We start from the raw sequence: 22,290 nt of genomic DNA, 5'->3' as shown, positions 1-22,290 counted from the left end.
GTCCGAGTCGCTCATGGATCCCGTTGCAACGTCTGAGGCTGCTTCCGTCAGGTCTGCCCGCGTGCCGCCGTGGAAGGCGTTCATGCGATGGCTTCGCGATGTTCCGATCGCCGACCCCGTTGACAGGCGTAATGCGCCGGTCCTCCAGCTGGTCATGCTGGTCATCCTGGGCACGGCACCGCCAATCTGGGCGTACCGCTTCACCCTGCTCAAAGACGTCCCGTGGCGCGAAGACGAGACGCTCGGCTTTGCCTTGAGCATGGGCTTCTATGCGCTGGCGGGCTTCAGCCTTTATCTCGTGCGTACCGGCAGGTTCCAGTGGGCAGTCAGGCAGCTGATGGTGGTGACGGCAATGCTGATGCTGGTGTCCCACTCAAGCGTGGGTTTCACAGGCAACCGGTTCGAGCACCCGTTGCTCACCGTCTGGATCGTCACCACCGGGTTGATGATTGGCCGGACCGCCGTCTGGACGATGTGTCTCGCCGTTCTGGGTGCGTTCGCGCTCGGCGTGCGGGTGGACGTCATGGCCGGCGAGCCCGCGAGCGGGATGGTCACCGACGGGATCATCAGCGGTCTGATGTTCGTGCTCATCACGGCCGTGGTGGACCGGGCCGCGACAGCGCTGCGTGAGAGCCTTGCCGCTGAGAAGCTCCGCAGCGATCAACTTGTGGTGTCAAACGAGCAGCTGGAGGCGGAAATCCGTGAGCGAGAGCGCGTGATGGACCAGCTCGTCCACGCCCGCAAGATGGAGGTGGTGGGACGACTGTCCAGCGGACTGGCGCACGATTTCAACCATCTGCTCGGACTGGTGCAGGGATACGCCGGGAAAGGGCTGCAGAGTGCGGAGCCGGCTGCCATGCGTGAAGCACTGCAGGGTGTGGATGGCGCATCGCGTCGGGCCGCCGCGGTCGCCACCCGCTTGCTCGACTTCGGGCGCGCGGATGCCCGCTCCCTGGAAACGATTGACGTGGCAACTGCGGTCAATGACCTCCGGCCGGTGTTGCGGCAACTCCTGAGCCCCGACATCGCGATCGATATCGAAGGGCCGCTTGTCCCGGTCCATATCCGGTTCGATCCGGCACAGTTTGAATTGATGGTGTTGAACATCGCCGCCAATGCCGGCGACGCCATGCGTGAGGGCGGGCACTTCAGCATCTCCGTGACTGCCAGCGACGGGCACGCGCGGATCCGTTTTTCCGACACGGGTATCGGCATGAGCGAGCCCGTTCGCCGCCAGGTGCTGGAGCCGTTCTTCACCACCAAGGCGCGTGGAGAAGGCACCGGCCTGGGCCTTGCCCTGGTCTCCTCGATGGTCGGCGACGCCGGCGGGAGGATCGATGTCAGCAGTGCCCCCGGCGAGGGGACCGACTTGGTCATCCGAATCCCGGCGATCGCACCGGACACCCCCACGCGTGCGCGGCGCCAGTTGGCCGGGAGTGCCGGATAGGGACCGCTTGATTGCGCGCCATCCCGTCGCGTCCCGGCCCCCGAACCGCTACAGTAGCGCGATGACTCCAAGGGCGAACCTGCATTTCCGCAATGCCGACACCGGTTGGCGATGGTCGCTTGTCGCCGTCGTTCCCGATCCGTCGCATCCCCAGGAAATGCCGCATGTCCCCGCCAGACAGTCCGCAGTACCAGCCATACCAGCAGCACGTCGCTGACGGCCACACCCGCATCCCGGTGGTGCGCGAGGTCCTGTCTGACCTGGACACGCCGCTGTCGGTGTACCTGAAGCTGGCCGACGGGCCGCACACCTACCTGTTTGAATCGGTCGAAGGCGGCGAGCGCTTCGGGCGCTATTCGATCATCGGCCTACCGGCGCGTCGCGTGTACGCGTTTGCCGGCAACACCCTGTATGTCACCGAGCACGGCGAGCTGGTCGAGGCGCGCGATGTGGCCGATCCGTTCGCCGAGGTCGAGCGCCTGCGCTCGCAACACTCGGTGCCGCGCATCGACGGCCTGCCCGGATTCACCGGTGGCCTGGTCGGCTGGTTCGGCTTTGAGTGCATCCAGTACATCGAGCCACGGCTGGGCGGGCCCGGCGCGGACGGCGAGGCCAAGACCGACGAGCTGGGCACCCCCGACATCCTGCTGATGCTCAGCGAGGAAGTCGCGGTGTTCGACAACCTCAAGGGCCGGCTCTACCTGATCGTGCATGCCGACCCGTCCGAACCGCAGGCGTGGGCGCGCGCCAACCGGCGCCTGGACCAGCTGGTCCACCGCCTGCGCAACAGCGGCACCGCGTATCCGGAAACCCTGGATTCCTACGGCCTGGACGAGGCCGACTTCGTCTCCGGTTTCACCCGCGAGGGCTTCATCAAGGCCGTCGAGCAATCCCAGCAATACATCCTCGATGGCGACATTTTCCAGGTCGTCCTCAGCCAGCGCCTGAGCGTCCCCTTCAAGGCGCGTCCGGTGGACGTCTACCGCGCGCTGCGGGCGCTCAACCCGTCGCCCTACATGTACTTCCTGGACGTGGGCGACATGCAGGTGGTCGGCTCCTCGCCGGAGATCCTCGTGCGCCTGCAGTTCGACGAGGCCGGGCAGGGCATGGTGACGGTGCGCCCGATCGCGGGCACGCGCCCGCGCGGCGCCACCCCGGCCGAGGACGAGGCGCTGGAGGCCGAGCTTCTGGCCGATCCCAAGGAGCGCGCCGAGCACCTGATGCTGATCGACCTGGGCCGCAACGATGTCGGCCGGGTCAGCCAGCCGGGCACGGTCGAGGTCGGCGAGCAGTTCGTGATCGAGCGCTACAGCCACGTCATGCACATCGTCAGCGAAGTCACCGGCACCTTGAAACCTGGGCTGTCCTACGCCGACGTGCTGCGCGCCACGTTCCCGGCCGGCACCGTCAGCGGCGCGCCGAAGATTCGCGCGCTGGAGGTTATCCGCGAGCTGGAGCCGGTCAAGCGCAACGTCTACGCCGGCTCGATCGGCTACCTGGGCTGGCATGGCGATGCCGACACCGCGATTGCGATCCGCACCGCGGTGATCCAGGACGGCCGCCTGCACGTGCAGGCCGGCGCCGGCATCGTCCACGATTCGGACCCGCAAAAGGAATGGGAAGAGACCATGAGCAAGGGCCGGGCACTGTTCCGCGCGGTCGCCGAAGCGGCAAGGGGGCTGTGACATGCTGCTGATGATCGACAATTACGACAGTTTTACCTGGAACCTCGTCCAGTACCTGCAGGTGCTCGGCGCGGAGGTCAAGGTCGTCCGCAACGACGAGCTGTCAGTGGCGCAGATCCAGGCGCTGGCGCCGGAGCGGATCGTGATCTCGCCCGGCCCGTGCACACCCGATGAGGCCGGCGTCTCACTGGAGGTCATCCGCCAGTTGGGACCGCACACGCCGCTGCTGGGGGTGTGCCTGGGTCACCAGGGCATCGGCCAGGTCTACGGCGGGCAGGTCGTGCGCGCCGGCCGGATCATGCACGGCAAGACCTCGCCGATCCGCCACCTCGGCACCGGCGTGTTCGCCGGGCTGCCCGATGGCTACACCGCGACGCGCTACCACTCGCTGGTGGTCGACAAGGCCAGTATTCCGGATTGCCTGGAAATCACCGCGTGGACCGACAACCAGGACGGTTCGATGGAGGAGGTCATGGGCCTGCGCCACCGCGAGCACCCCGTGCAGGGCGTGCAGTTTCATCCCGAGTCGATCCTGACCGAGCACGGCCACGCCCTGCTGAAGAACTTCCTCGACGGCTGAGGCCGCGTCCCACCTCGACAATACGAGCCAGCAATGCCCATCACCCCGCAAGAAGCCCTGCAACGCACGATCGAACACCGCGAGATCTTCCACGACGAGATGGTCGAGCTGATGCGCCAGATCATGCGCGGCGAAGTCAGCCCGCTGATGACGGCGGCGATCATGACTGGCCTGCGGGTGAAGAAGGAGACCGTGGGCGAGATCGCCGGCGCCGCGCAGGTGATGCGCGAGTTCGCGGTTCCCGTCGAGGTCGCCGACCGCACCCATCTGGTCGATATCGTCGGCACCGGTGGCGACGGTGCCAACACCTTCAACATCTCCACCGCGAGCATTTTCGTCATTGCCGCGGCCGGCGGCCGGGTCGCCAAGCACGGCGGTCGCAGCGTGTCCTCCAAGTCCGGCAGTGCCGACGCGCTGGAGGCCCTGGGGGCGGGGATCGAGCTGAGCCCGGGGCAGGTCGCGCAGTGCATCGCCGATACCGGCATCGGCTTCATGTATGCGCCGATGCACCACCCGGCGATGAAGGTGGTCGCGCCAGTGCGCCGCGAGATGGGCGTGCGCACCCTGTTCAACATCCTCGGTCCTCTGACCAACCCGGCCAGTGCGCCGAACATCCTGATGGGCGTCTTCCACGAGGACCTGGTCGGCATCCAGATCCGTGTGCTGCAGAAGATGGGCGCCGAGCGGGCACTGGTGGTCTGGGGCCGCGACGGCATGGATGAGCTGTCGCTGGGCGCCGGCTCGCTGGTAGGAGAGCTGCGCGGCGGCAAGGTGCGAGAGTACGAGCTGCATCCGGAGGATTTCGGCATCGCCATGTCGGCCAGCCGCAACCTGCGCGTGGACAGTCCGCAGGCGTCGATCGCGATGCTCACAGACGTACTCGACAACGAGCCCGGCCCGGCGCTGGACATCGTCGCCCTCAACGCCGGCGCCGCGCTGTATGTCGCCGGCGTTTCCAACACCATCGCCGCGGGTGTGGAACTCGCGCGCGCGGCCCTCGCGTCGGGCGCGGCGCGGCACAAGCTGGACGAGTTCGTGGCAGCCACGCGCGCGCTGGCGAAGCCGTGATGTCCCCCATTTCCGGAGTTCGTTGCACGCCATGAGTGACATCCTCGACACCATCCTCGCGCGCAAGCACGAGGAGATCGCCCAGCGCAGCCAGATCCGCACCCTTGACAGCGTCCGCGCGCGGGCCCAATCGCAGCCGCCAACGCGCGGCTTCGTGGACGCGCTGAAGCAGCGGCACCTGGCCGGCGAGGCGGCGGTGATCGCCGAGATCAAGAAGGCCAGCCCCTCCAAGGGACTGATCCGCAAGGACTTTGATCCGGCGGCGATCGCGCGCAGTTACGAGGCCGGCGGTGCGGCCTGCCTGTCGGTGCTGACCGACGTGGATTTCTTCCAGGGCAGCAACCGCTACCTGGGCGAGGCACGCTCGGCGTGCTCGCTGCCGGCGCTGCGCAAGGATTTCATCGTCGATCCCTACCAGGTCTACGAGGCGCGGATGATCGGCGCCGACTGCATCCTGCTGATCGTCGCGGCGCTGGAGGACGGGCCGATGATCGAGATGGCCAACCTCGCCCACGAACTGGGCATGGACGTGCTGATGGAGGTCCACGACATCGACGAGCTGGAGCGCGCGCTGCAGACCGACTGCGAGCTGATCGGCATCAATAACCGCAACCTGCGCACCTTCGAGGTCTCGCTGCAGACCAGCATCGAGCTGAAGGCCGCGGTGCCGACGGACCGCATCACGATCACCGAAAGCGGTATCGCAACACGGGACGATGTCGCGAAAATGCGCGGCGCCGGCATCGATACCTTCCTGATCGGCGAGAGCTTCATGCGCGAAGCCGACCCCGGGGCGGCGCTGCGGCGGATGTTCCAGGCGTGAGCGGGGCCGTTCCGCCAGCCGCAGGCCACACGCCGCCGCTGGTCGTGTTCGACTTCGACCACACCCTGTACGACGGCGATTCGGGCAGCCACCTGTTTGCGTGGATGATCCGGCGTCGCTGGTGGCGAACGGCACTGGCCCTGCTGCTGGCGCCCCTGTTTGGGCCGATGGTCGCGTACCAGCCGACCCGGCGTGTCGGCATCTCCGGGTTCGTCTGGGCCGGTACCGTCGGTCTGCACGGTCCGCGCGAACTGGATGCGTTGATCGACCGCTATGTCGAGCTGCACGCCGAGCAGATCCGCGCGCGCCTGCTGCCGGTCGCGCTGGAGGTGTTCCAGCAGCACCGCGTTGCCGGCGACCAGGTCGTGGTGGCCACCGGTGCCCCGCCCGAACTGGCGCGTGCGATCCTGGCCTTCGTCGCACACGAGGACGTGCCGGTGGTGGGAACGCTGGTCGGTCCGCGCCTGGGCGGGCTGGGAGCGGCGCGCCACTGCCATTTCCAGATGAAGATGACGATGCTGCGCGAGGCAGGCTTCACTGCGCCTGTGGCGGTGGCCTATTCCGACAGCAGCGCGGACCTGCCGCTGCTGCTGGCGGCGGAGCGGCCGGTCGTGGTCAACCCCAAGCAGGCCAACGTCGCGATGTTCCGCAAGGTGCTGCCGCCGGGCACGCCGATCCTCAACTGGGGTTGCCCGGGGCGGGCCGGCGAACCGGTGCCCGGGTCAGTCGAAACCGCGCCTCAGCGCGTGCCGTAGAGCACGATGGTCTTGCCGCGGGCGTGCAGCTTGCCGTCCGCTTCGAGCTTCTTCAGGACCCGCCCGGCCATCTCGCGCGAGCAGCCCACCAGCCGCGACAGTTCCTGGCGCGAGACCCGCAACTGGGTGCCGTCGGGGTGGCTCATCGCTTCGGGTTCGCGGGCCAGGTCGTGCAGCGCGCGGACGATGCGGTCGGTTACGTCCAGAAACGCCAGCCGGCCGGCCTTGCGGCTGGTGTCGAGCAGGCGCTGTGAGATCTGCGAGGCAATCGAATACAGCAGCTTGGGGGCGTCGTCGGCCAGGCGCGTCAGCATCAGGTCGTAGAGGCGTTCGTGGCCGATTTCGGCCAGCTCGCAGGGCGTGCGGGTGCGCAGGATCACCTCGCGCTGGTCGCTTTCCACGAACAGGCCAAGCTCGCCGACGAACTCGCCGGGGCCGAAATAGCCCAGCACCAGCTCGCGGTCCTCGTCCTCCTCGGCGATGATGCTGACCGATCCGGAAATGATGTAATACAGCGTGCTGGCGGGATCCCCGGGCCGAAACACGTCCGTCCGCGTCGGGTAGCGACGACGGTGGCAGTGAGCCAGGAAGCGTTCGATTGTGGGGCCGTCAGGCGTCAGGGGGCTGTTGAATTTGCGCAAAGCAGTCAATTGGTCCACCGGGATGGCGTCGTGTAGGAAAAAATTCGGATTCAGCCAGCTTAGGGTGAATGGGCGCTGAGTGGCAAACTTTGCCCATCTGGGGCACTTCCGGTGAACCGTCGCTGGACGCGCGTTTTCAACCCGCGGCCAATTGCCGCATAATCCGGCATCTTGTCATTGTCCGGATAAAGCCTAGTGGTCAAGCCGTTGCCGCGTCTGAGGTTGCAGGGGTTCAACAACCTCACCAAAGCGCTCTCGTTCAACATCTACGACGTCAGCTTTGCCTACTCCGAAGAGGAGCGGCAGCGCTACATCGAGTACATCGACGAGGAATACAACGCCGATCGCCTGACCCAGATCCTGACGGATGTGGCGGACATCATCGGCGCCAACATCCTCAACATCGCCCGCCAGGACTACGATCCGCAGGGCGCGTCGGTGACGATCCTCATCTCCGAGGAGCCGGTGATCGACAAGTCCGATGCCAAGGGCGTGATCTCCGAGGCGGTGGTCGCGCACATGGACAAGTCGCACATCACCGTGCACACCTATCCGGAAACGCACCCCGACAACGGCATCGCGACCTTCCGCGCCGACATCGACGTGGCGACCTGCGGGGTGATCTCACCGCTGAAGGCGCTCAACTACCTGATCGAGACGCTCGAGTCCGACATCGTGGTGATGGACTACCGCGTGCGCGGCTTCACCCGCGACGTGAAGGGCAAGAAGCACTACATCGACCACCGCATCAACTCGATCCAGGACTACCTGGCCAAGAACATCAAGTCGCGCTACGAGATGCTCGACGTGAACGTCTACCAGGAAAACATCTTCCACACCAAGATGCACCTGAAGGACTTCGACCTGGACCAGTACCTGTTCGAGGAGAAGGCGCGCAACCTCTCGTTCAAGGAGCGGATGAAGATCGAGGCGCGCCTCAAGCGCGAGATCGAAGAGCTCTACCACGGGCGCAACCTGGTCGACTGATCGGGCTCAGACCCGGTAGGCGATCGCCTTCATCACCCGCGAGGCGGCCGACATGATGGACGGCACTGGCGGCGGCAGGATCCTCGCGCCGGCGGCCTCGGCATTGTCCGCATGCCGGGCCTCGTCCTCCTTCATCACCTCCAGGATCGCCCGGCTGCGGGAATCGGCCGCTGGCAGCGAGGCGAGGTTTTCGTCGATATGCGCCTCGACCTGACGCTCGGTTTCCACCACGAAGCCCAGGTTCCAGCCGTCGCCGCGCAGGCCGGCCAGGACACCGATCGCGAAGCTGCTGCCATACCACAGCGGGTTGAGCAGGCTGGGACGGTCGTCCAACTCAACCAGACGGTCGGCGCACCAGGCCAGGTGGTCCGTCTCCTCCTGCGCGGCCTCCAGCAGATGGGCGCGGGTGGACGGGTCGCGAGCCACTGCAGCCTGACCGCAGTACAGCGCCTGTGCACAGACCTCACCGACGTGGTTGACGCGCATGAGGCCGGCGGCATGGCGCCGCTCGCTTTCCTCCAGCACGACATCCGCACGATCAGCGGCCGGGTTGGGGCGCATGGCGGCAGGGGAACCCAGGACGGTTTCCAGCGCACGCTGGGCATCGTCAAGGACACGGTCGATCCGGCTGAGGCGGCGGGTGGTTTGCATGCCGCCAGTTTAGCGCGCGCTGCTGGCACCGGGGCGGCCGTGTGCCGGGTCGGCGGCATCCGGCGTGGCCAGTCTTTCGGCGAGAAACTCCAGCGGGTGCTGCACCGGCAGCATCGTTCCGTTGCCCAGGTGCAAGCGACAGCCGATGTTGGCGCTGAGCAGGCGCGTCGCACCACTGGTCGCCAATTGATCCAGCAGGGGTTGGCGGTACTCGCCGGCGCGCACCGGGTCGATCAGCATCTGGTTGCCCGCGGCGCCGCAACAGCCGAAGCCGGCATCGATCTCGATCACCGTCAGCTCCGGGATCCGTGTCAGCAGGCGACGCAGTGCCGGCACGCTGCCACTGGCATTGCGCTGGGTGCACGGCAGGTGCAGCGCGACGCGTTCCGGGTTTGACCGGAACGTCAGCCGATCGCTGCGCGCGTCCAGCAGCGAGAGCGCATCCACCGTTTCCCCGTCGATGGCGCCCGCGAGGGCCTTGTGGCAGCCGCTGGCGAGAGTGAGAACCTGCGCGTGTCCCGCAAAGGCCTCGCGATTGCATGCCGCCAGGCGCGCCGCGCCGTCGAGATTGCCGGCGTGCGCGTGGAGGGCGCCGCAACAGGTTTGCGCGTCCGGCATCACCAGTTGAATGCCCCCAGCGGCACAAAGCCGGGTCAGCGCGTCCCGGGCCGGACCCTCGTAGGAGCCCGCAATGCATCCGACGAAGAGGGCGGCCGATGGCGTCGACGTCGCGGGTTGCGCCGCCGTTGCATCGCGCAGCGAAAGCATGCCGTCGCGTGGGAGTGCCGGCGGCGCAGGCAACAGCTGAAGTCCGTGAGGAAGCAGGCTGCGGGTGTGGCGGTAAAGGCCCAAAAGTGCGCCCAACAGCCGGGGCCGGACTACCAGGGCTTCCAGCGCCTTTTGAAGCGCACTTGCGCCGCGGCGCTCGCGTTGGCGACCCCGCGCGGAAACCAGCAGCGCGTCATACTCCACCCCGGCCGGGCAGACGGCCTCGCAGTTGCCACACCCCAGGCAGTGGTCCAGATGGGCATCGCCGAGCGGGCCCGGCTCGATCGTGTCCAGTGCCCACGCCCTCGCCAGGGCTATCCGACCGCGCGGCGATTCGGCTTCCATCCCCTCGCGGCCGTAGGTCGGGCATACCGGCAAACACAGTCCGCATTGGACACACCGGTCAGCCAGTGCGACCAGCGGGTCGGAGGCAAGCGGACGGCTGGCAGCGGGCATTGCCGGATGCTAGCATGTGCGGCTCGGTGGCTTGCGCTGAATTGCGGCGACCGTTATCATTCCGCCTCTTTACGCTCCACAGCGCATCTTTCACCACAACGCGTGGCGAAGTTCCGGCCGTATCCCTTCCGCGGGTCACGGGCGCAACAAGCCCGGCAAGGTACCCAAGAAGATCAGTCATGAAGACATTTAGCGCCAAGAACGAGACCGTCCAGCGTGACTGGTACGTGGTCGACGCCTCCGGCAAGACCCTGGGCCGCCTGGCCGCCGAGCTTGCCCACCGCCTGCGCGGCAAGCACAAGCCGGTCTACACCCCGCACGTCGACACCGGCGACTACCTGGTAGTCATCAACGCCGAGAAGATCGTGGTCACCGGCAACAAGCTGGCCGACAAGAAGTACTACCGGTTCACCGGTTACATCGGCAACCTGAAGTCCGAGACCCTGGGCCAGGCGCTTGAGCGCCATCCCGAGCGCGTCATCGAGATCGCGGTCAAGGGCATGCTGCCGAAGAATCCCCTCGGCCGCGCCATGTACCGCAAGCTCAAGGTCTACGCAGGCTCCGAGCATCCGCACACTGCCCAGCAGCCACAGCTGCTGGAACTCTAAGGTCAACGACATGGCAATCCAGCAGAACTACGGCACCGGCCGCCGCAAGTCCTCCACCGCCCGCGTGTACCTGCGCAAGGGCGAGGGCAAGATCACGATCAACAAGCGCAGCATCGAAGAGTTCTTCGGTCGTGAGACCGCTCGCATGATCGTGCGCCAGCCGCTCGAGCTGACCAAGTCCACCGACAAGTTCGACGTCAACGTCACCGTTGCCGGCGGCGGCACCACCGGTCAGGCCGGTGCGATCCGCCTGGGCATCTCGCGTGCGCTGGTCGAGTACGACGAGTCGCTTAAGAGCGAGCTGCGTCAGGCCGGTTTCATGACCCGCGACGCCCGCGAAGTCGAGCGCAAGAAGGTGGGTCTGCACAAGGCACGCCGCGCGACCCAGTTCTCCAAGCGCTAAGATTCCTTGCGGTACAATTCGCTTTATAGCCCCGTCGCCAAGCGGTAAGGCACCTGACTCTGACTCAGGCATTCGGTGGTTCGAATCCATCCGGGGCTGCCATACAACGAAGAACCCGCCCACGTGGCGGGTTTTTTGTTGCCTGCGCGCAAGCGGTTACAATTGAAACCATCGCGCCGCGGCGCCGTTATAAGGAGTTCCCGATGAAGCTTGGTTCCCTCAAGGAAGGCGGCCGCGACGGCACGCTGGTGGTGGTTTCGCGCGACCTGACACGGGCGGTCCGCGCCACCGGCATCGCCGGCATCCTGCAGCGCGCGCTGGAGGACTGGAGCAACATCGCGCCGCGCCTGAACACCTTGTACGAGTCCCTCAATGCCGGCAACGCCGAGGGCGCGTTCGACCTGGACGTGGCGAGCCTTGCCGCGCCGCTGCCGCGCGCCTACGAATTCCTCGATGGCAGCGCGTACCTGCCGCACGTCGAGCGCGTCCGCCGCGCGCGCGGTGCCGAGGTGCCGGAGAGCTTCTACACCGACCCGTTGATGTACCAGGCGGTCAGTGCCGGCTTCATGGGACCGCGCGATCCGGTGCGGGTGACCAGCGAGGAATTCGGCATCGACCTGGAGGCCGAGCTGGTGGTCATCACCGATGACGTGCCGATGGCGGTGTCGCCCGAAGCCGCAGCCGGCCACATCCAGCTGGTGGGACTGGTCAATGACGTTTCACTGCGCAACCTGATTCCGGGGGAGCTGGCCAAGGGTTTCGGCTTCCTGCAGGCCAAGCCGCGTTCGGCGTTGAGCCCGGTGTTCGTCACTCCCGACGAACTGGGCGATGCCTGGCGCGACACCAAGCTGCACCTGCCGATGCTCACCCACGTCAACGGCAAATGGTTCGGTGCGCCCGAGGCGGGTGTCGACATGCAATTCAACTTCGCCCAGCTGGTCGCGCATGCCGCCCGCACCCGCCCGCTGTCGGCGGGAACGGTCGTCGGCTCGGGCACCATCGCCAACGAGGACACGTCTCTGGGCGCATCGTGCTTTGCCGAGCTGCGTACGGTCGAGGCGCTGCACGATGGCAAGCCCAGCACCCCGTTCATGTCCTTCGGTGATACCGTCCGCATCGAGATGCTCGACAGCGAGGGAGCCAGCATCTTTGGCGCGATCGAGCAGCGCATTGAACGCCACGACGGATGAGCTCGCGTTCTCCCGGGAGAGAGGCATGACCGAGCAGTTGACGCTGTATTCGTACTGGCGTTCCAGCGCGGCGTACCGCGTCCGGATCGGTCTCAACCTGAAGGGGCTGCCCTACAGGACTGTGCCGGTGCACCTGGTCCGCGACGGCGGCCAGCAGCACGCCGAAGCCTATCGCCAGCTCAATCCGCAGGAACTGGTGCCGGTGCTGATGCACGGGGACCGGGTGATGCGGCAGTCGGTGGCGATCCTGGAGTACCTCGATGAGACCTGGCCGTCGCCGCCGCTGCTGCCCGCGGCCAGCCGCGACCGGCAGCGTGCGCGGGCGATTGCCCAGGTGCTCGCCTGCGACATCCATCCGCTCAACAACCTTCGCGTGCTGCAGTATTTCGACCGCACCTGGAGCGTGCCCCAGCCGGAGCGCGAGGAGTGGGTCAGGCACTGGGTAGCCGAGGGCTTCGCGGCGATCGAGGCGATGCTCAACGACCACCCGTCCACCGGCGTTTTCTGTGAAGGCGACATCCCCGGCCTGGCCGATTGCTGCCTGATACCGCAGATGTACAACGCGCGCCGATTTGCGGTGGACCTGACGCCGTATCCCACCCTGGTCCGGGTCGAGCAGGCCTGCCTGGCGCTGCCGGAATTCGACGCGGCACGGCCGGAAAACCAGCCCGACGCGCCTGCGCCGGAGCCTGCCTCCGACTGAGAAGCTCAGCCCGGCCGGCGCTCGCAGCGGGGCCGGCTCGGCTCAGAACACCGACGCATACTGGTCGTGCTCGGCATCGGCCCCTTCGGAGAGGCGGAACTTCAGCGCCAGTCCGTCGCGTGAGTCGGCCGCGCGCAACGCCTCGTCGATATCGATCTTGCCTTCCTTCTGCATCCGGAACAGGCACTGGTCGAAGGATTCGATGCCTTCCTCCAGCGACTCCTCCATCGCCTGCTTGATCTCGTGGATCTGGCCACGCCGGATCAGGTCGCGGATGTGTGGCGTGTTGATCAGCACCTCGGCGGCGGGCACGCGGCGGCCGTCCACGCCGACCACCAGGCGCTGGGAAATCACCGCCTTCATGTTCAGCGACAGGTTCATCAGCACGTTCTTGTGCGCCGCCTCGGGGAAGAAGTTGAGGATGCGCTCGATCGTCTGGTCGGCGTTGTTGGAGTGCAACGTGGCCAGGCACAGATGACCGGTCTCGGCGAAGGCGATCGCCGCCTCCATCGTCGACTGGTCCAGGATCTCGCCGATCAGGATCACGTCGGGTGCTTCGCGCATCGCGTTTTTCAACGCGCTGCCGAAGGCGTGGGTGTCCAGGCCGACCTCACGCTGGTTGACCAGCGAGCGCTTGTGCCGGTGCAGGTACTCGATCGGATCCTCGATGGTGAGGATGTGCCCGGAGACGCTGCTGTTGCGGTGGTCGATCATCGAGGCCAGCGTGGTCGACTTGCCCGAGCCGGTGGAGCCCACGATCAGGACCAGGCCGCGTGGCTCCAGGATGATGTTCTTGAGCACCTGCGGCAGCTGCAGTTCCTCGATCGACGGGATCACGCTGCGGATCGCGCGGATCACCATGCCGACCTCACCGCGTTGCTTGAACACGTTGATGCGGAAGCGACCCGCATCGGACAGCGAATACGCCATGTTGAGTTCCAGCTCGCGCTCGAACTGCGGTACCTGACCGTCGCCCATCAGCGAGTAGGCGATCTTCTTGACCATGCCGGGCGGCAGGCCGGTATTGCCCAACGGATGCAGCCGGCCCTCGATCTTGATGTACACCGGCGCGCCGGTGCTCAAGAACATGTCCGACGCGTTCTTCTCCGTCATCAGCTTCAAAAAATAGCCGATGTCCATGCGCCCACTCCCCGTTGACCGGACGCCGTCATTGCAACCTTGACGCCGGATTGCCCACAATGGCCGGGCGATACACCTCCGCCACGGCTCCCCATATGCTCACAAGCTTCTCACAATTCCGCAGCCTGCTCGCGTGCACAGTTCTCGCTTGCGTGCTCGGCGCATGCGCCACGCTGCCGCCGCCGACCAATGAGCTGGCCGATGCGCGACAGGCCGTTTCCAGGGCGACCGACCTGGACGCGGACCAGTACGCCAGCGAGCAGCTTGCGTTGGCACGTGATGGCCTGGGGCGGGCCCAGGTGGCGATGTCAGAGGGTCGCAATGACGCAGCGCGCGCGCTCGCCAATGCCGCCAGCGCCGATGCCGATCTGGCGATCGCACTGAGCTCCAACGCCAAGACCGCCGCCGAGCTGGCCCAGCGACGACGTGAAGTGCGCGAACTGCGCGACCGCTTCGAGGGAGGGAGCAGCCGATGAGGATTTCCACCGATATTCGTTGCCTGGCCATCGGACTGCTGCTCGCCGCGTCCATCGTCCCCGTCCTCGCGCAAAGCCGCACCGATGCCGGCGTCGAGGCACTGGGGCGCAAGCTGGTCGCACTGGATGCCAATCCGGACTATGCCAACGCCGCGTCGTTTGAGCGACTGCAGGCGCGCAACGCCGTGGATGCGCTGGCCAACGCCCGCCAGAGTCAATACGAGGCGGCGTACTACGTCGCCGACCGCCGGGTGCAGATTGCCGAGGCGGCCGCGGAGACGGCGGCGATGCAGCAGCAGTTGCGCGAGCTGGAGCGGGAGCGCACCGAGCTGTTGCTGGAGGCCAGCCGCCGCGATGCCGCCGCCGCACGCGCCGAAGCCGAGCGCCTGCGCATCCAGGCCCAGGTCCGGGCCGAGGAGGCGGAGCGCCTGCGTATGCAGTCCCTGAGCGATGCCGACGCCATGGCCGATGTGGAGACGGCGTTGAAGGATGTCGCCGGCGCCCAGGCGGCCCGCCTGAAAGCTGCAAGGGCGCGCGAGGCCGAACTGGCCCGTCAGGAAGCCGAGCTGATGGGCGGCAAGCCCGACGAGAAGCCCAAGAAGAAGTAACCGCCGCTGCGCGCCCCGGGCGTTTTGTCAATAAATCGTTGGTTGTCAGCGGTTTAAGTCCGCATAGCGTGCGGGGACAAGGCTCTTGTCAGCCCTTTGCCTCGGGCGCGCACTCGGCCCGACCGACGCATATTGCCGCTGCCGGACGTGCGGAGTAGGGTCGAATCACCGGGCGGTCGATTCCCGCCCGGCGGTTCCCCTGTGCTGAAGGAGGCTTCAATGTTCGATGATCAATCCCAGCCCGAGATAGATGCCCTGATCGATTCCAACCGCGAGTTCAAGCAGCTGTACCAGCGCCACAAGAAGCTCGACAAGAAGGTTATGGACGCCGAGTTGGGCGTGTTGCCGATCGACCCCACCACGCTGGCACAGATGAAGCGCGAGAAGCTCGCGGCCAAGGACCAGTTGGTCAGGATGTACGCCGCCCAGGGCAACTGAGCCGCGCTGCGCTGTCGACGCCGGCTGCCGCGTACCCGGCCGCCGGTGCCGGCATCCCTTAGAATCCCCGGGTCAGCCGCGATTGCCGGCGCCAAGAACCCGTGATTCGCATGCAAATTGCTAGCTCCGTACTCGACCTGATCGGCAACACGCCGATCGTCAAGGCGCAGCACCTCGATACCGGTGTGTGCGAACTGTATTTCAAGCTGGAATCTCAGAACCCCGGCGGCTCCATCAAGGACCGCATCGGGCTGAAGATGATCGAGGCGGCCGAGGCGCGCGGGGACATCTCGCCCGGCGACACACTGGTCGAAGGTACGGCGGGCAACACCGGTCTGGGACTGGCGCTGGTTGCCCAGCAGAAGGGCTACAAGCTGGTGCTGGTGGTTCCTGACAAGATGAGCCGGGAGAAGATCTTCAACCTCAAGGCGATGGGCGCGCAGGTGGTGCTGACCCGCTCCGATGTCGCCAAGGGCCATCCCGACTATTACCAGGACCTCGCGGCGCGTATCGCCAGCGAGACGCCGGGCGCGTTTTTCATCAACCAGTTCGGCAACCCGGACAACCCGGCCGCGCACGAGCAGGTCACAGGCCCGGAGATCCTCGCCCAGATGGCCGAGGTCGGCGGCCTGGATGCGATCGTCTTCGGCTGCGGCAGCTCGGGCACCATGACCGGCCTGTCGCGCTGTTTCTCCGAGAAGTCTCCGCATACCGAGCTGATCCTGGCCGACCCGGTCGGCTCGATCCTGACCGAGTACATCAACGAGGGCACGCTCAGCGACAAGTCCGCCAGCTGGATGGTCGAGGGCATCGGCGAGGACTTCCTGCCGTCGATCTCCGACTTCAGCCGGGTCAAGCAGGCCTACGCGATCAGCGACAAGGAAAGCTTCCTGACCGCGCGGATGCTGTTGGAGAAGGAAGGGATCCTCGGCGGCTCCTCCACCGGCACACTGCTGGCCGCCGCGCTGAAATACTGCGCCGCGCAGACGGTGCCCAAGCGCGTGTTGGTGTTTGTCTGCGACACCGGCAACAAGTACCTGTCAAAGATGTACAACGACTACTGGATGCTCGACAACGGCTTTCTGGAAGCCGAGCGCCACGGCGACCTGCGCGACCTGATCCTGCGCCCGTTCTCGCGCCGCGACACCGTCGTCATCGGCCCGGACGACCTGCTGGTGACCGCCTACCAGCGGATGAAGCTGTACGACGTCAGCCAGTTGCCGGTGATGCGCGGCGACGAACTGGTCGGGATCATTGACGAGTCCGACCTGCTGCTGCACGTGTACGGCGACGAGGCCCGCTTCCGTGATCCGGTGTCCACCGCGATGGTCAGCAAGCTGGACAAGATCGACGTGCGCGCGCCGGTCGAGGCGCTGCTGCCGGTGTTCGACCGCGGCCATGTCGCGATCATCGCCGACGGTGATCAGTTCCTCGGCCTGATTACGCGGATCGACCTGCTGAATCATTTGCGCAGGCGGGTGGAGTGAATCGACAAATCCGGGGAGAGCTCCTCGGATTCCGTCATGCTTGTCTTTCCCATGCCTGATATGAACATGCAGACCTCCCTTCTTTCCGCCTCGAATCAGCCCGAGGGATCGCCCCGGACTCAATTGCTGGGCGATCTGCTTGTCGCGCAGAGCGCCGTGTCCGCCTCGGATGTGCAAAAGGCCCTGGCTTTTCAGAAGCAGTTCGGCGGCCGTATCGGCAGCATCCTGGTGCGTCTTGGGGCCTTGTCGGAAGAAACCTTGCTCCCGGTCCTGGCGAACCAGCTCGCGATGCCGCTGCTGTCGGGAGACGAGTGGCCCGAGAGTCCCGATGCGATCCGCGCACTGCTGGGTACCGAAGGGTATTCAGTGGACTGGTGGGTCGACAACGGCGTGGTGGCCTGGAGCCGGGCATCCGGTCCGATCATCGCTGTCGCGCGTGATCCGCTGGATCCGCTGATCAACGAGGCGCTCGGGAAGCACTTTGGAACCAACGCGTGGGACTGGCGCCTGACGCGAACCCAGGACTTGGACCGCCTGCTGGAAATGGCCGGGCGAGGTGGTGCCGGAGATGACTCCGCCTTGGATGACGACGTAGGCCACCTGCGCGAGTTGGCGGAAGAAGCTCCCGTCATCGAGCTGGTGAACAACATCCTCGCCCAGGCGATGGATCAACGGGCTTCGGATATCCATATCGAGCCCGAAGAAATGGTATTCCACATCCGCATGCGGACCGATGGAATCCTGCATACGCGCATGACGCTGCCGGCCAGCCGTTACCCGGCGGTGGCGTCCCGCGTAAAGCTCATCTCCGGGATGGATATCGCCGAGCGGCGGTTGCCCCAGGACGGGCGGTTGACGACCCGGGTCAGCGGTCAGGAGGTTGATGTGCGCGCCTCTGCGGTGCCTGCCCTGCACGGCGAGTCCATCGTGCTTCGGCTCCTGCCAAAAGAGCGGCAGGACCTGAGCCTGGAGCGGCTGGGATTTTCGCAGCGGGATCTGGCGTCGTTCCGGCTCTGGGCGCGCGAGCCGCATGGCATCGTGCTGGTCACCGGACCGACCGGTTCGGGCAAGTCGACGACCCTTTACGCCACGCTGGAAGAAATGAACCAGCGCGATCGCAAGATGATCACCGTCGAGGATCCGGTCGAATACGAGGTCACCGGGGTCACCCAGATCCAGGCCAATGCCGAGATCGGCTACACGTTCTCGCGTGCCCTGCGCGCCATCCTGCGACAGGATCCGGACGTGATCATGATTGGCGAAATCCGCGATCTGGAAACCGCGGAAATCGCGGTGCAATCGGCCCTTACCGGCCACCTGGTGCTTTCCACGCTGCATACCAATGACGCGGTCAGTGCGTTTACCCGCCTGGTCGACATGGGCGTGGAACCGTTCCTCGTCGCCACCAGCGTGCGTGCCGTGCAGGCGCAACGTCTGGTGAGGCGCCTGTGCACCCGTTGCAGCGAGCCGGCCGAGGTCCTGGCGGCGGTCGCAGATCTGGTCGGATCGCTGGATGAGTCCGATGGTGATCCGGCATGGCGCCGGCCGGTCGGTTGCACCCATTGCCAGGGCACCGGTTATCGCGGACGCCTGGGCATCTATGAACTGGTCGACGTGAGCCCCGAGTTGCAGGAACTGATCATTTCCGGAGCGACCGCCGAAGTCATGCGCCAGGTGGCAACGCGTCAAGGTGGCCGGACCTTGCGCGAAGACGGCTTGTTGAAGGCCCGCGCCGGGCTGACGACCGTCGATGAGGTCATCCGCGTGACCGGTGGGGCGGTGGCGGATGGCTGAGGTGGCCACGTTCCGTTACGAGGCCATGGACGGCTCCGGCAAGAAAGTCTCCGGCACGCTGGATGCCCTCTCCGAGGGAGAGGCGTCACGCCGGCTGGCGTCACAGGGGCTGACGCCCTATGCGATGAAGGCAGTACGCAAAGGCGGGTGGACCGGACCGCGTCGGCGGACCGCCTCATCGCGCGAATTGCAACTGGTGTTGAACCAGTTCACTACCCTGCTGGAAGCCGGCGTCGGGCTGGTCACCTCGTTGTCGTCACTGGCCAAGTCCAGCCATCACCCCAGCCTGACCCGCGCGTTTTCCGAGATGGAGCGTTCGGTCCGCCGGGGCGAGAGTTTCAGCGCGGCGCTGCGTGCGGCGAAGTTGCCGATACCCGAATACCTGCACCAGCTGGTGCATGCCGGCGAGGCGACCGGCCGGCTCGCCGAGTCTGTGCGCAACGGCGTCCAGCAATTCGAGTACGACCAGCGGGTGCGACAGGAAATGACCGGCGCGATGATCTATCCCATCGTGCTCGTGGGCTCGGGTCTTGCCGCGGTCGGCATCATCTTCATGTGGGTGGTGCCGCGCTTCGGTGGCCTGCTGACCCAGCAGGGCAACAACATGCCCGCGCTGTCCCGGTGGACGATCGCCACCGGAGTCTGGTTGAGCGAACACGCCTGGCTGGTGGCGCTGGCCGTGGTGCTGCTGGCCGTCGGCGTCCGTGCGTTGTTCAAGCTGCCGGGCTTCGTCGATCGCCTGGCGGAGTCGACGGTCCGGCTGCCCATCGTCGGCCAATGGCTGATCGAGTCCGAAGTAGGTCGCTGGGCCAGCACCTTGGCCGCGCTGCTCGATGGACGCGCTTGGGCTGGTGTGGATGCGCGCCTGGCGTTGGCCGTGGGCGCTGGAGGCTGCCGTGGCGGTGCTGGTAGTGGCGGCGGCGCTGTGGTTCTGGCCGCCGGGCGAGACCGGCCGCAACGATGTGCGGCTGGGGCCGTATCTGGTGTTGTTCCTGTGCGGGGGCTTCGCGGCGCGGCTGGATCAATGGCTTGGTTCGCGCAAGCACGCCTTTCCGCGTCTCTGGGGTGTTGCAGGCCTGGCGGCGCTGGTCGCCTTTGTGGCGACCACCCCGGGAGTCTGGGCGGCGATTACCGGCGGTGCGCTTGACAACAAGCTCAATCACCATTGGTTCCTGTTTTTCGGGCTGGTGTGGTCCAGCCTGCTGCTGGCGGTGCTGCATGGACCGGGTTGGTTGAGCGGGCTGTTCTCCTGGGCCCCGATGCGGCTGGTGGGAGCGGTCAGCTTCAGCGCCTACTTGTGGCACATGCCGGTGCTCGCCAGTCCACTGGCCCGCTGGTTCGGGACGAGTGTGTTTTCGGCCTGGGCGGTACTTGCCGCCTTGATGCTGGTGGCCATGGCGTCGTTTCTGGTGTTTGAACGCCCGTGGCGGGAGTTGCGTCTGCCGGCTGCCGCGCCTGCGGCTGCGCGTCGGCAGGTCGGCTGAGGGCAAGGGCGGCCGGCCGGCAGGTGGTAGAATTCCGGGTCGTCCCGCTGCCGTTCACGGAAACCTCTGCCATGTCCATGGATCAAGATCCCACCGGTGAGTCCGGCCGTCGTCCGGGCCTCGGCACCCTCGCCATCCATGCCGGCCAGTCTCCCGACCCCAGCACCGGCGCGGTGATGACGCCGATCTACGCGACCTCCACCTACGTGCAGTCCAGCCCGGGCGTGCACCAGGGGTACGAGTACTCGCGCAGCCACAACCCGACCCGGTTCGCCTACGAGCGTTGCGTCGCCGCGCTGGAAAGCGGCACCCGCGGGTTTGCGTTTGCCTCCGGTCTGGCGGCGACCTCGACCATCCTGGAGATGCTCGACACCGGCAGCCACGTCATAGCGATGGACGACGTCTACGGCGGTACCTACCGCCTGTTCGAGCGCGTCCGCCGGCGCAGCGCCGGGCTGGACTTCAGCTGGATCGACCTCAGCGATGCGGCCGCCTTCGAGGCCGCGATCAGTCCCGAGACCCGCATGGTCTGGATCGAGACCCCGACCAATCCGCTGCTGAAGCTGGTCGACATTGCCCAGATCGCCGAGATCGCCCGGAGGCGCGGCCTGATCGTGGTGGTCGACAACACCTTCTGCTCGCCGATCCTGCAGCGTCCGCTGGAGCTGGGCGCGCATATCGTCATGCATTCGGCGACCAAGTACCTCAATGGCCACTCCGACATCGTCGGCGGCATGGCAGTGGTCGGCGACGACAACGACCTGGCCGAGCAGATGGCGTTCCTGCAGAACTCCATCGGCGCGGTGCAGGGCCCGTTCGACAGCTTCCTCGCCCTGCGCGGGCTGAAGACCCTGCACCTGCGCATGAAGGCGCATTGCGAGAACGCGCAGGTGCTGGCCGAATGGCTGGATACCCATCCGGCGATCGAGAAGGTGCTCTACCCCGGCCTGAAGTCGCACCCGCAGCATGAACTGGCCAAGCGCCAGATGGATGGCTTCGGCGGCATGATCAGCATCTACCTGAAGGGTGGGGCGGATGCCGCCAACCGCTTCTGCGAGCGCACGAAGCTGTTTGCGCTGGCCGAATCGCTGGGCGGCGTGGAAAGCCTGGTCAACCACCCGGCGATCATGACCCACGCGTCGGTGCCGGCGGAAAGGCGCGCGGCGCTGGGCGTGACCGACAACCTCGTGCGGCTGAGCGTGGGCGTCGAGACGGTGGTGGACCTGCAGGCCGACCTGGACAGCGCCCTGTCGTGAGCGAAGGGCAGGACGCAGTGCTCGTGCCCGCTTCCCCGAGATCGCAGGCCACCAACGAATTCTGGCGCGAGCTTCGCGAGAGTTTTCGCAACCCCGAGTTCTGGGCGCTTTCCAGCTGGCTGGATATCCTCGTCCGGGCGCGCAAGTCCCGTTTCGGCATGCTGTGGCTGATGGCGCCGGCGGTTGTGTATGTGTTTGGCTTGGGGTCGTTTTTCGCCAGCATGCAGGGTCGCTCGATCGCCGAGTTCGCCGCCCATGTCGCGCTCGGGGCGATGGTGTTCCGGACCCTGATGTCGTCGGTGATCGGCAGCGCGAACGTGCTGGTCGCCAGCCAGTCGTTCATCATGGACGGCCACATGCGGCTGACCGATTACCTGCTGCAATCGCTGGCCAAATCGTTTTTCGACTTCTGCACTTATGTGCCGATTACGGTCATCGCCCTGCTCATGTACAAGGGCGTGGCGCTGCAGGGCTTGTTGCTGGCTCCGCTGACCATCGGGCTGATCTATCTGAACGGCCTGTGGATCAGCGTGATCTTTTCGCTGATAGGCGCCAGATTTTCGGATTTTGGCCAACTCCTCAACCACACTTCGATCTTCCTGTTCCTGTTGACCCCGATCATCTGGTATCCCGACCTGATGCCGGCCGAGAGCGTGCGCGGGCAGTTGATGCGGTTCAACCCGTTCTACCATTTCGTCACCCTGTTCCGCGCGCCTATCCTGGGTGAGCCGGTTGAAATGGTGACGTATTGGTATGTCGGCGCGATGACCATCGTCGGGTTGGTGGCGGCGACGTTCGTGTACCGCCGCTATGCCCGCTTCGTACCGTTATGGATCTGACCC

At 66.1% G+C, this 22,290-nt stretch carries 23 protein-coding genes, 1 tRNA gene and 1 pseudogene; 21 read left to right on the top strand and 4 right to left on the bottom strand.

What is annotated here, in order from left to right:
* The first annotated feature begins 82 nt into the window (after window positions 1-82).
* The 6 genes from INQ42_RS10790 to INQ42_RS10765 all read left to right on the top strand — a co-directional run bounded on the left by INQ42_RS10790 (window position 83) and on the right by INQ42_RS10765 (window position 6,358).
* The gene (locus tag INQ42_RS10790) at window positions 83-1,447 is read left to right on the top strand and encodes a sensor histidine kinase (RefSeq protein WP_194034268.1); all 1,365 of its coding nucleotides are present in this window, start codon (window positions 83-85) and stop codon (window positions 1,445-1,447) included.
* Window positions 1,448-1,611: 164 nt separating this feature from the next.
* Window positions 1,612-3,132: an anthranilate synthase component I gene (gene trpE, locus INQ42_RS10785; RefSeq protein WP_194034267.1), complete on the top strand. Its 1,521-nt coding sequence runs from the start codon at window positions 1,612-1,614 to the stop codon at window positions 3,130-3,132.
* A gap of 1 nt (window position 3,133) precedes the next feature.
* Window positions 3,134-3,712, top strand: a complete 579-nt coding sequence (locus INQ42_RS10780) for an anthranilate synthase component II (protein WP_194034266.1) — start codon at window positions 3,134-3,136, stop codon at window positions 3,710-3,712.
* Between the two features lie 33 nt (window positions 3,713-3,745).
* On the top strand, window positions 3,746-4,780 hold the full coding sequence (gene trpD / locus INQ42_RS10775; RefSeq protein ID WP_194034265.1) for an anthranilate phosphoribosyltransferase: 1,035 nt from the start codon (window positions 3,746-3,748) through the stop codon (window positions 4,778-4,780).
* A 31-nt stretch (window positions 4,781-4,811) separates the two neighbouring features.
* A complete protein-coding gene (gene trpC / locus INQ42_RS10770; RefSeq protein ID WP_194034264.1) occupies window positions 4,812-5,603 on the top strand; it encodes an indole-3-glycerol phosphate synthase TrpC in 792 nt (263 codons plus the stop codon).
* Window positions 5,600-6,358 (top strand): haloacid dehalogenase-like hydrolase, encoded by a 759-nt coding sequence (locus INQ42_RS10765; protein ID WP_194034263.1) that lies wholly within the window; start codon window positions 5,600-5,602, stop codon window positions 6,356-6,358. The genes trpC and INQ42_RS10765 overlap by 4 nt, the downstream gene beginning before the upstream one ends.
* On the opposite strand, the gene crp is transcribed toward INQ42_RS10765, so the two are convergent.
* Window positions 6,343-7,023: a cAMP-activated global transcriptional regulator CRP gene (crp, locus tag INQ42_RS10760; RefSeq protein WP_407070815.1), complete on the bottom strand. Its 681-nt coding sequence runs from the start codon at window positions 7,021-7,023 to the stop codon at window positions 6,343-6,345. The two genes, INQ42_RS10765 and crp, sit on opposite strands and share 16 nt — an antisense overlap.
* Before the next feature lie 171 nt (window positions 7,024-7,194).
* Here crp and speD point away from each other — a divergent pair, with 171 nt between their 5' ends.
* The gene (speD, locus tag INQ42_RS10755) at window positions 7,195-7,986 is read left to right on the top strand and encodes an adenosylmethionine decarboxylase (RefSeq protein ID WP_194034261.1); all 792 of its coding nucleotides are present in this window, start codon (window positions 7,195-7,197) and stop codon (window positions 7,984-7,986) included.
* Window positions 7,987-7,992: 6 nt separating this feature from the next.
* Here the strand turns inward: speD and coq7 are convergent, their stop codons facing one another.
* Both coq7 and INQ42_RS10745 read right to left on the bottom strand, forming a co-directional pair.
* Window positions 7,993-8,637 carry a 2-polyprenyl-3-methyl-6-methoxy-1,4-benzoquinone monooxygenase gene (gene coq7, locus INQ42_RS10750; protein ID WP_194034260.1) on the bottom strand — a complete coding sequence of 215 codons (645 nt, stop codon included), beginning with the start codon at window positions 8,635-8,637 and terminating at the stop codon, window positions 7,993-7,995.
* 9 nt (window positions 8,638-8,646) lie between these two features.
* Window positions 8,647-9,861: a (Fe-S)-binding protein gene (locus tag INQ42_RS10745; RefSeq protein WP_194034259.1), complete on the bottom strand. Its 1,215-nt coding sequence runs from the start codon at window positions 9,859-9,861 to the stop codon at window positions 8,647-8,649.
* Window positions 9,862-10,040: 179 nt separating this feature from the next.
* Between INQ42_RS10745 and rplM the strand changes: the two genes are divergently transcribed.
* From rplM to maiA, 5 genes are all read left to right on the top strand, one after another.
* Window positions 10,041-10,469, top strand: a complete 429-nt coding sequence (gene rplM, locus INQ42_RS10740; RefSeq protein ID WP_043958007.1) for a 50S ribosomal protein L13 — start codon at window positions 10,041-10,043, stop codon at window positions 10,467-10,469.
* 10 nt (window positions 10,470-10,479) lie between these two features.
* Complete coding sequence (gene rpsI / locus INQ42_RS10735; protein ID WP_193984504.1) at window positions 10,480-10,872, top strand: 30S ribosomal protein S9; 393 nt, start codon at window positions 10,480-10,482, stop codon at window positions 10,870-10,872.
* A gap of 27 nt (window positions 10,873-10,899) precedes the next feature.
* Window positions 10,900-10,974: transfer RNA gene (locus INQ42_RS10730), tRNA-Gln, on the top strand.
* Window positions 10,975-11,075: 101 nt separating this feature from the next.
* Window positions 11,076-12,062: a fumarylacetoacetate hydrolase family protein gene (locus tag INQ42_RS10725; RefSeq protein WP_194034258.1), complete on the top strand. Its 987-nt coding sequence runs from the start codon at window positions 11,076-11,078 to the stop codon at window positions 12,060-12,062.
* 25 nt (window positions 12,063-12,087) lie between these two features.
* Window positions 12,088-12,765 (top strand): maleylacetoacetate isomerase, encoded by a 678-nt coding sequence (gene maiA, locus INQ42_RS10720; protein ID WP_194034257.1) that lies wholly within the window; start codon window positions 12,088-12,090, stop codon window positions 12,763-12,765.
* Window positions 12,766-12,807: 42 nt separating this feature from the next.
* Here maiA and INQ42_RS10715 read toward each other — a convergent pair whose 3' ends face one another.
* Window positions 12,808-13,905 (bottom strand): PilT/PilU family type 4a pilus ATPase, encoded by a 1,098-nt coding sequence (locus INQ42_RS10715; RefSeq protein WP_194034256.1) that lies wholly within the window; start codon window positions 13,903-13,905, stop codon window positions 12,808-12,810.
* Window positions 13,906-14,057: 152 nt separating this feature from the next.
* Between INQ42_RS10715 and INQ42_RS10710 the strand changes: the two genes are divergently transcribed.
* From INQ42_RS10710 to INQ42_RS10670, 9 genes and pseudogenes are all read left to right on the top strand, one after another.
* Complete coding sequence (locus INQ42_RS10710; protein WP_228064352.1) at window positions 14,058-14,381, top strand: DUF4398 domain-containing protein; 324 nt, start codon at window positions 14,058-14,060, stop codon at window positions 14,379-14,381.
* Complete coding sequence (locus INQ42_RS10705; protein WP_194034254.1) at window positions 14,378-14,989, top strand: hypothetical protein; 612 nt, start codon at window positions 14,378-14,380, stop codon at window positions 14,987-14,989. The genes INQ42_RS10710 and INQ42_RS10705 overlap by 4 nt, the downstream gene beginning before the upstream one ends.
* A gap of 219 nt (window positions 14,990-15,208) precedes the next feature.
* Window positions 15,209-15,427, top strand: coding sequence for a YdcH family protein (locus INQ42_RS10700; RefSeq protein ID WP_194034253.1), 219 nt, complete (start codon window positions 15,209-15,211; stop codon window positions 15,425-15,427).
* Window positions 15,428-15,537: 110 nt separating this feature from the next.
* Window positions 15,538-16,914 carry a pyridoxal-phosphate dependent enzyme gene (locus INQ42_RS10695; protein ID WP_194034252.1) on the top strand — a complete coding sequence of 459 codons (1,377 nt, stop codon included), beginning with the start codon at window positions 15,538-15,540 and terminating at the stop codon, window positions 16,912-16,914.
* A gap of 66 nt (window positions 16,915-16,980) precedes the next feature.
* On the top strand, window positions 16,981-18,708 hold the full coding sequence (locus tag INQ42_RS10690) for a GspE/PulE family protein (RefSeq protein ID WP_194034251.1): 1,728 nt from the start codon (window positions 16,981-16,983) through the stop codon (window positions 18,706-18,708).
* Window positions 18,701-19,216 (top strand): annotated as a pseudogene (locus tag INQ42_RS13060) (type II secretion system F family protein); the annotation flags it as partial. The gene INQ42_RS10690 and the pseudogene INQ42_RS13060, both read left to right, overlap by 8 nt.
* Before the next feature lie 325 nt (window positions 19,217-19,541).
* Complete coding sequence (locus tag INQ42_RS13055; RefSeq protein ID WP_343224909.1) at window positions 19,542-20,192, top strand: acyltransferase family protein; 651 nt, start codon at window positions 19,542-19,544, stop codon at window positions 20,190-20,192.
* 71 nt (window positions 20,193-20,263) lie between these two features.
* A complete protein-coding gene (locus tag INQ42_RS10675) occupies window positions 20,264-21,448 on the top strand; it encodes a cystathionine gamma-synthase (RefSeq protein ID WP_194034248.1) in 1,185 nt (394 codons plus the stop codon).
* Window positions 21,445-22,287, top strand: coding sequence for an ABC transporter permease (locus INQ42_RS10670; RefSeq protein WP_194034247.1), 843 nt, complete (start codon window positions 21,445-21,447; stop codon window positions 22,285-22,287). Before INQ42_RS10675 ends, INQ42_RS10670 begins: the two co-directional genes overlap by 4 nt.
* The last annotated feature ends 3 nt before the right edge of the window (window positions 22,288-22,290 follow it).

The organism is Lysobacter avium, assembly GCF_015209745.1.
Lineage (GTDB): Bacteria > Pseudomonadota > Gammaproteobacteria > Xanthomonadales > Xanthomonadaceae > Novilysobacter > Novilysobacter avium.
This window is presented reverse-complemented; position numbering and strand designations above follow the sequence as displayed.

Bases quoted from the DNA above. Each gene is read 5' to 3' on its own strand.
- INQ42_RS10790 (WP_194034268.1), top strand. From the start codon at position 83: ATGCGATGGCTTCGCGATGTTCCGATCGCCGACCCCGTTGACAGGCGT.
- trpE (WP_194034267.1), top strand. From the start codon at position 1,612: ATGTCCCCGCCAGACAGTCCGCAGTACCAGCCATACCAGCAGCACGTC.
- INQ42_RS13055 (WP_343224909.1), top strand. From the start codon at position 19,542: ATGGACGCGCTTGGGCTGGTGTGGATGCGCGCCTGGCGTTGGCCGTGG.
- trpD (WP_194034265.1), top strand. From the start codon at position 3,746: ATGCCCATCACCCCGCAAGAAGCCCTGCAACGCACGATCGAACACCGC.
- INQ42_RS10725 (WP_194034258.1), top strand. From the start codon at position 11,076: ATGAAGCTTGGTTCCCTCAAGGAAGGCGGCCGCGACGGCACGCTGGTG.
- rplM (WP_043958007.1), top strand. From the start codon at position 10,041: ATGAAGACATTTAGCGCCAAGAACGAGACCGTCCAGCGTGACTGGTAC.
- coq7 (WP_194034260.1), bottom strand. From the start codon at position 8,637: ATGCAAACCACCCGCCGCCTCAGCCGGATCGACCGTGTCCTTGACGAT.
- INQ42_RS10715 (WP_194034256.1), bottom strand. From the start codon at position 13,905: ATGGACATCGGCTATTTTTTGAAGCTGATGACGGAGAAGAACGCGTCG.
- INQ42_RS10675 (WP_194034248.1), top strand. From the start codon at position 20,264: ATGTCCATGGATCAAGATCCCACCGGTGAGTCCGGCCGTCGTCCGGGC.
- INQ42_RS10780 (WP_194034266.1), top strand. From the start codon at position 3,134: ATGCTGCTGATGATCGACAATTACGACAGTTTTACCTGGAACCTCGTC.
- INQ42_RS10745 (WP_194034259.1), bottom strand. From the start codon at position 9,861: ATGCCCGCTGCCAGCCGTCCGCTTGCCTCCGACCCGCTGGTCGCACTG.
- INQ42_RS10705 (WP_194034254.1), top strand. From the start codon at position 14,378: ATGAGGATTTCCACCGATATTCGTTGCCTGGCCATCGGACTGCTGCTC.
- maiA (WP_194034257.1), top strand. From the start codon at position 12,088: ATGACCGAGCAGTTGACGCTGTATTCGTACTGGCGTTCCAGCGCGGCG.
- INQ42_RS10700 (WP_194034253.1), top strand. From the start codon at position 15,209: ATGTTCGATGATCAATCCCAGCCCGAGATAGATGCCCTGATCGATTCC.
- trpC (WP_194034264.1), top strand. From the start codon at position 4,812: ATGAGTGACATCCTCGACACCATCCTCGCGCGCAAGCACGAGGAGATC.
- INQ42_RS10690 (WP_194034251.1), top strand. From the start codon at position 16,981: ATGCAGACCTCCCTTCTTTCCGCCTCGAATCAGCCCGAGGGATCGCCC.
- INQ42_RS10695 (WP_194034252.1), top strand. From the start codon at position 15,538: ATGCAAATTGCTAGCTCCGTACTCGACCTGATCGGCAACACGCCGATC.
- rpsI (WP_193984504.1), top strand. From the start codon at position 10,480: ATGGCAATCCAGCAGAACTACGGCACCGGCCGCCGCAAGTCCTCCACC.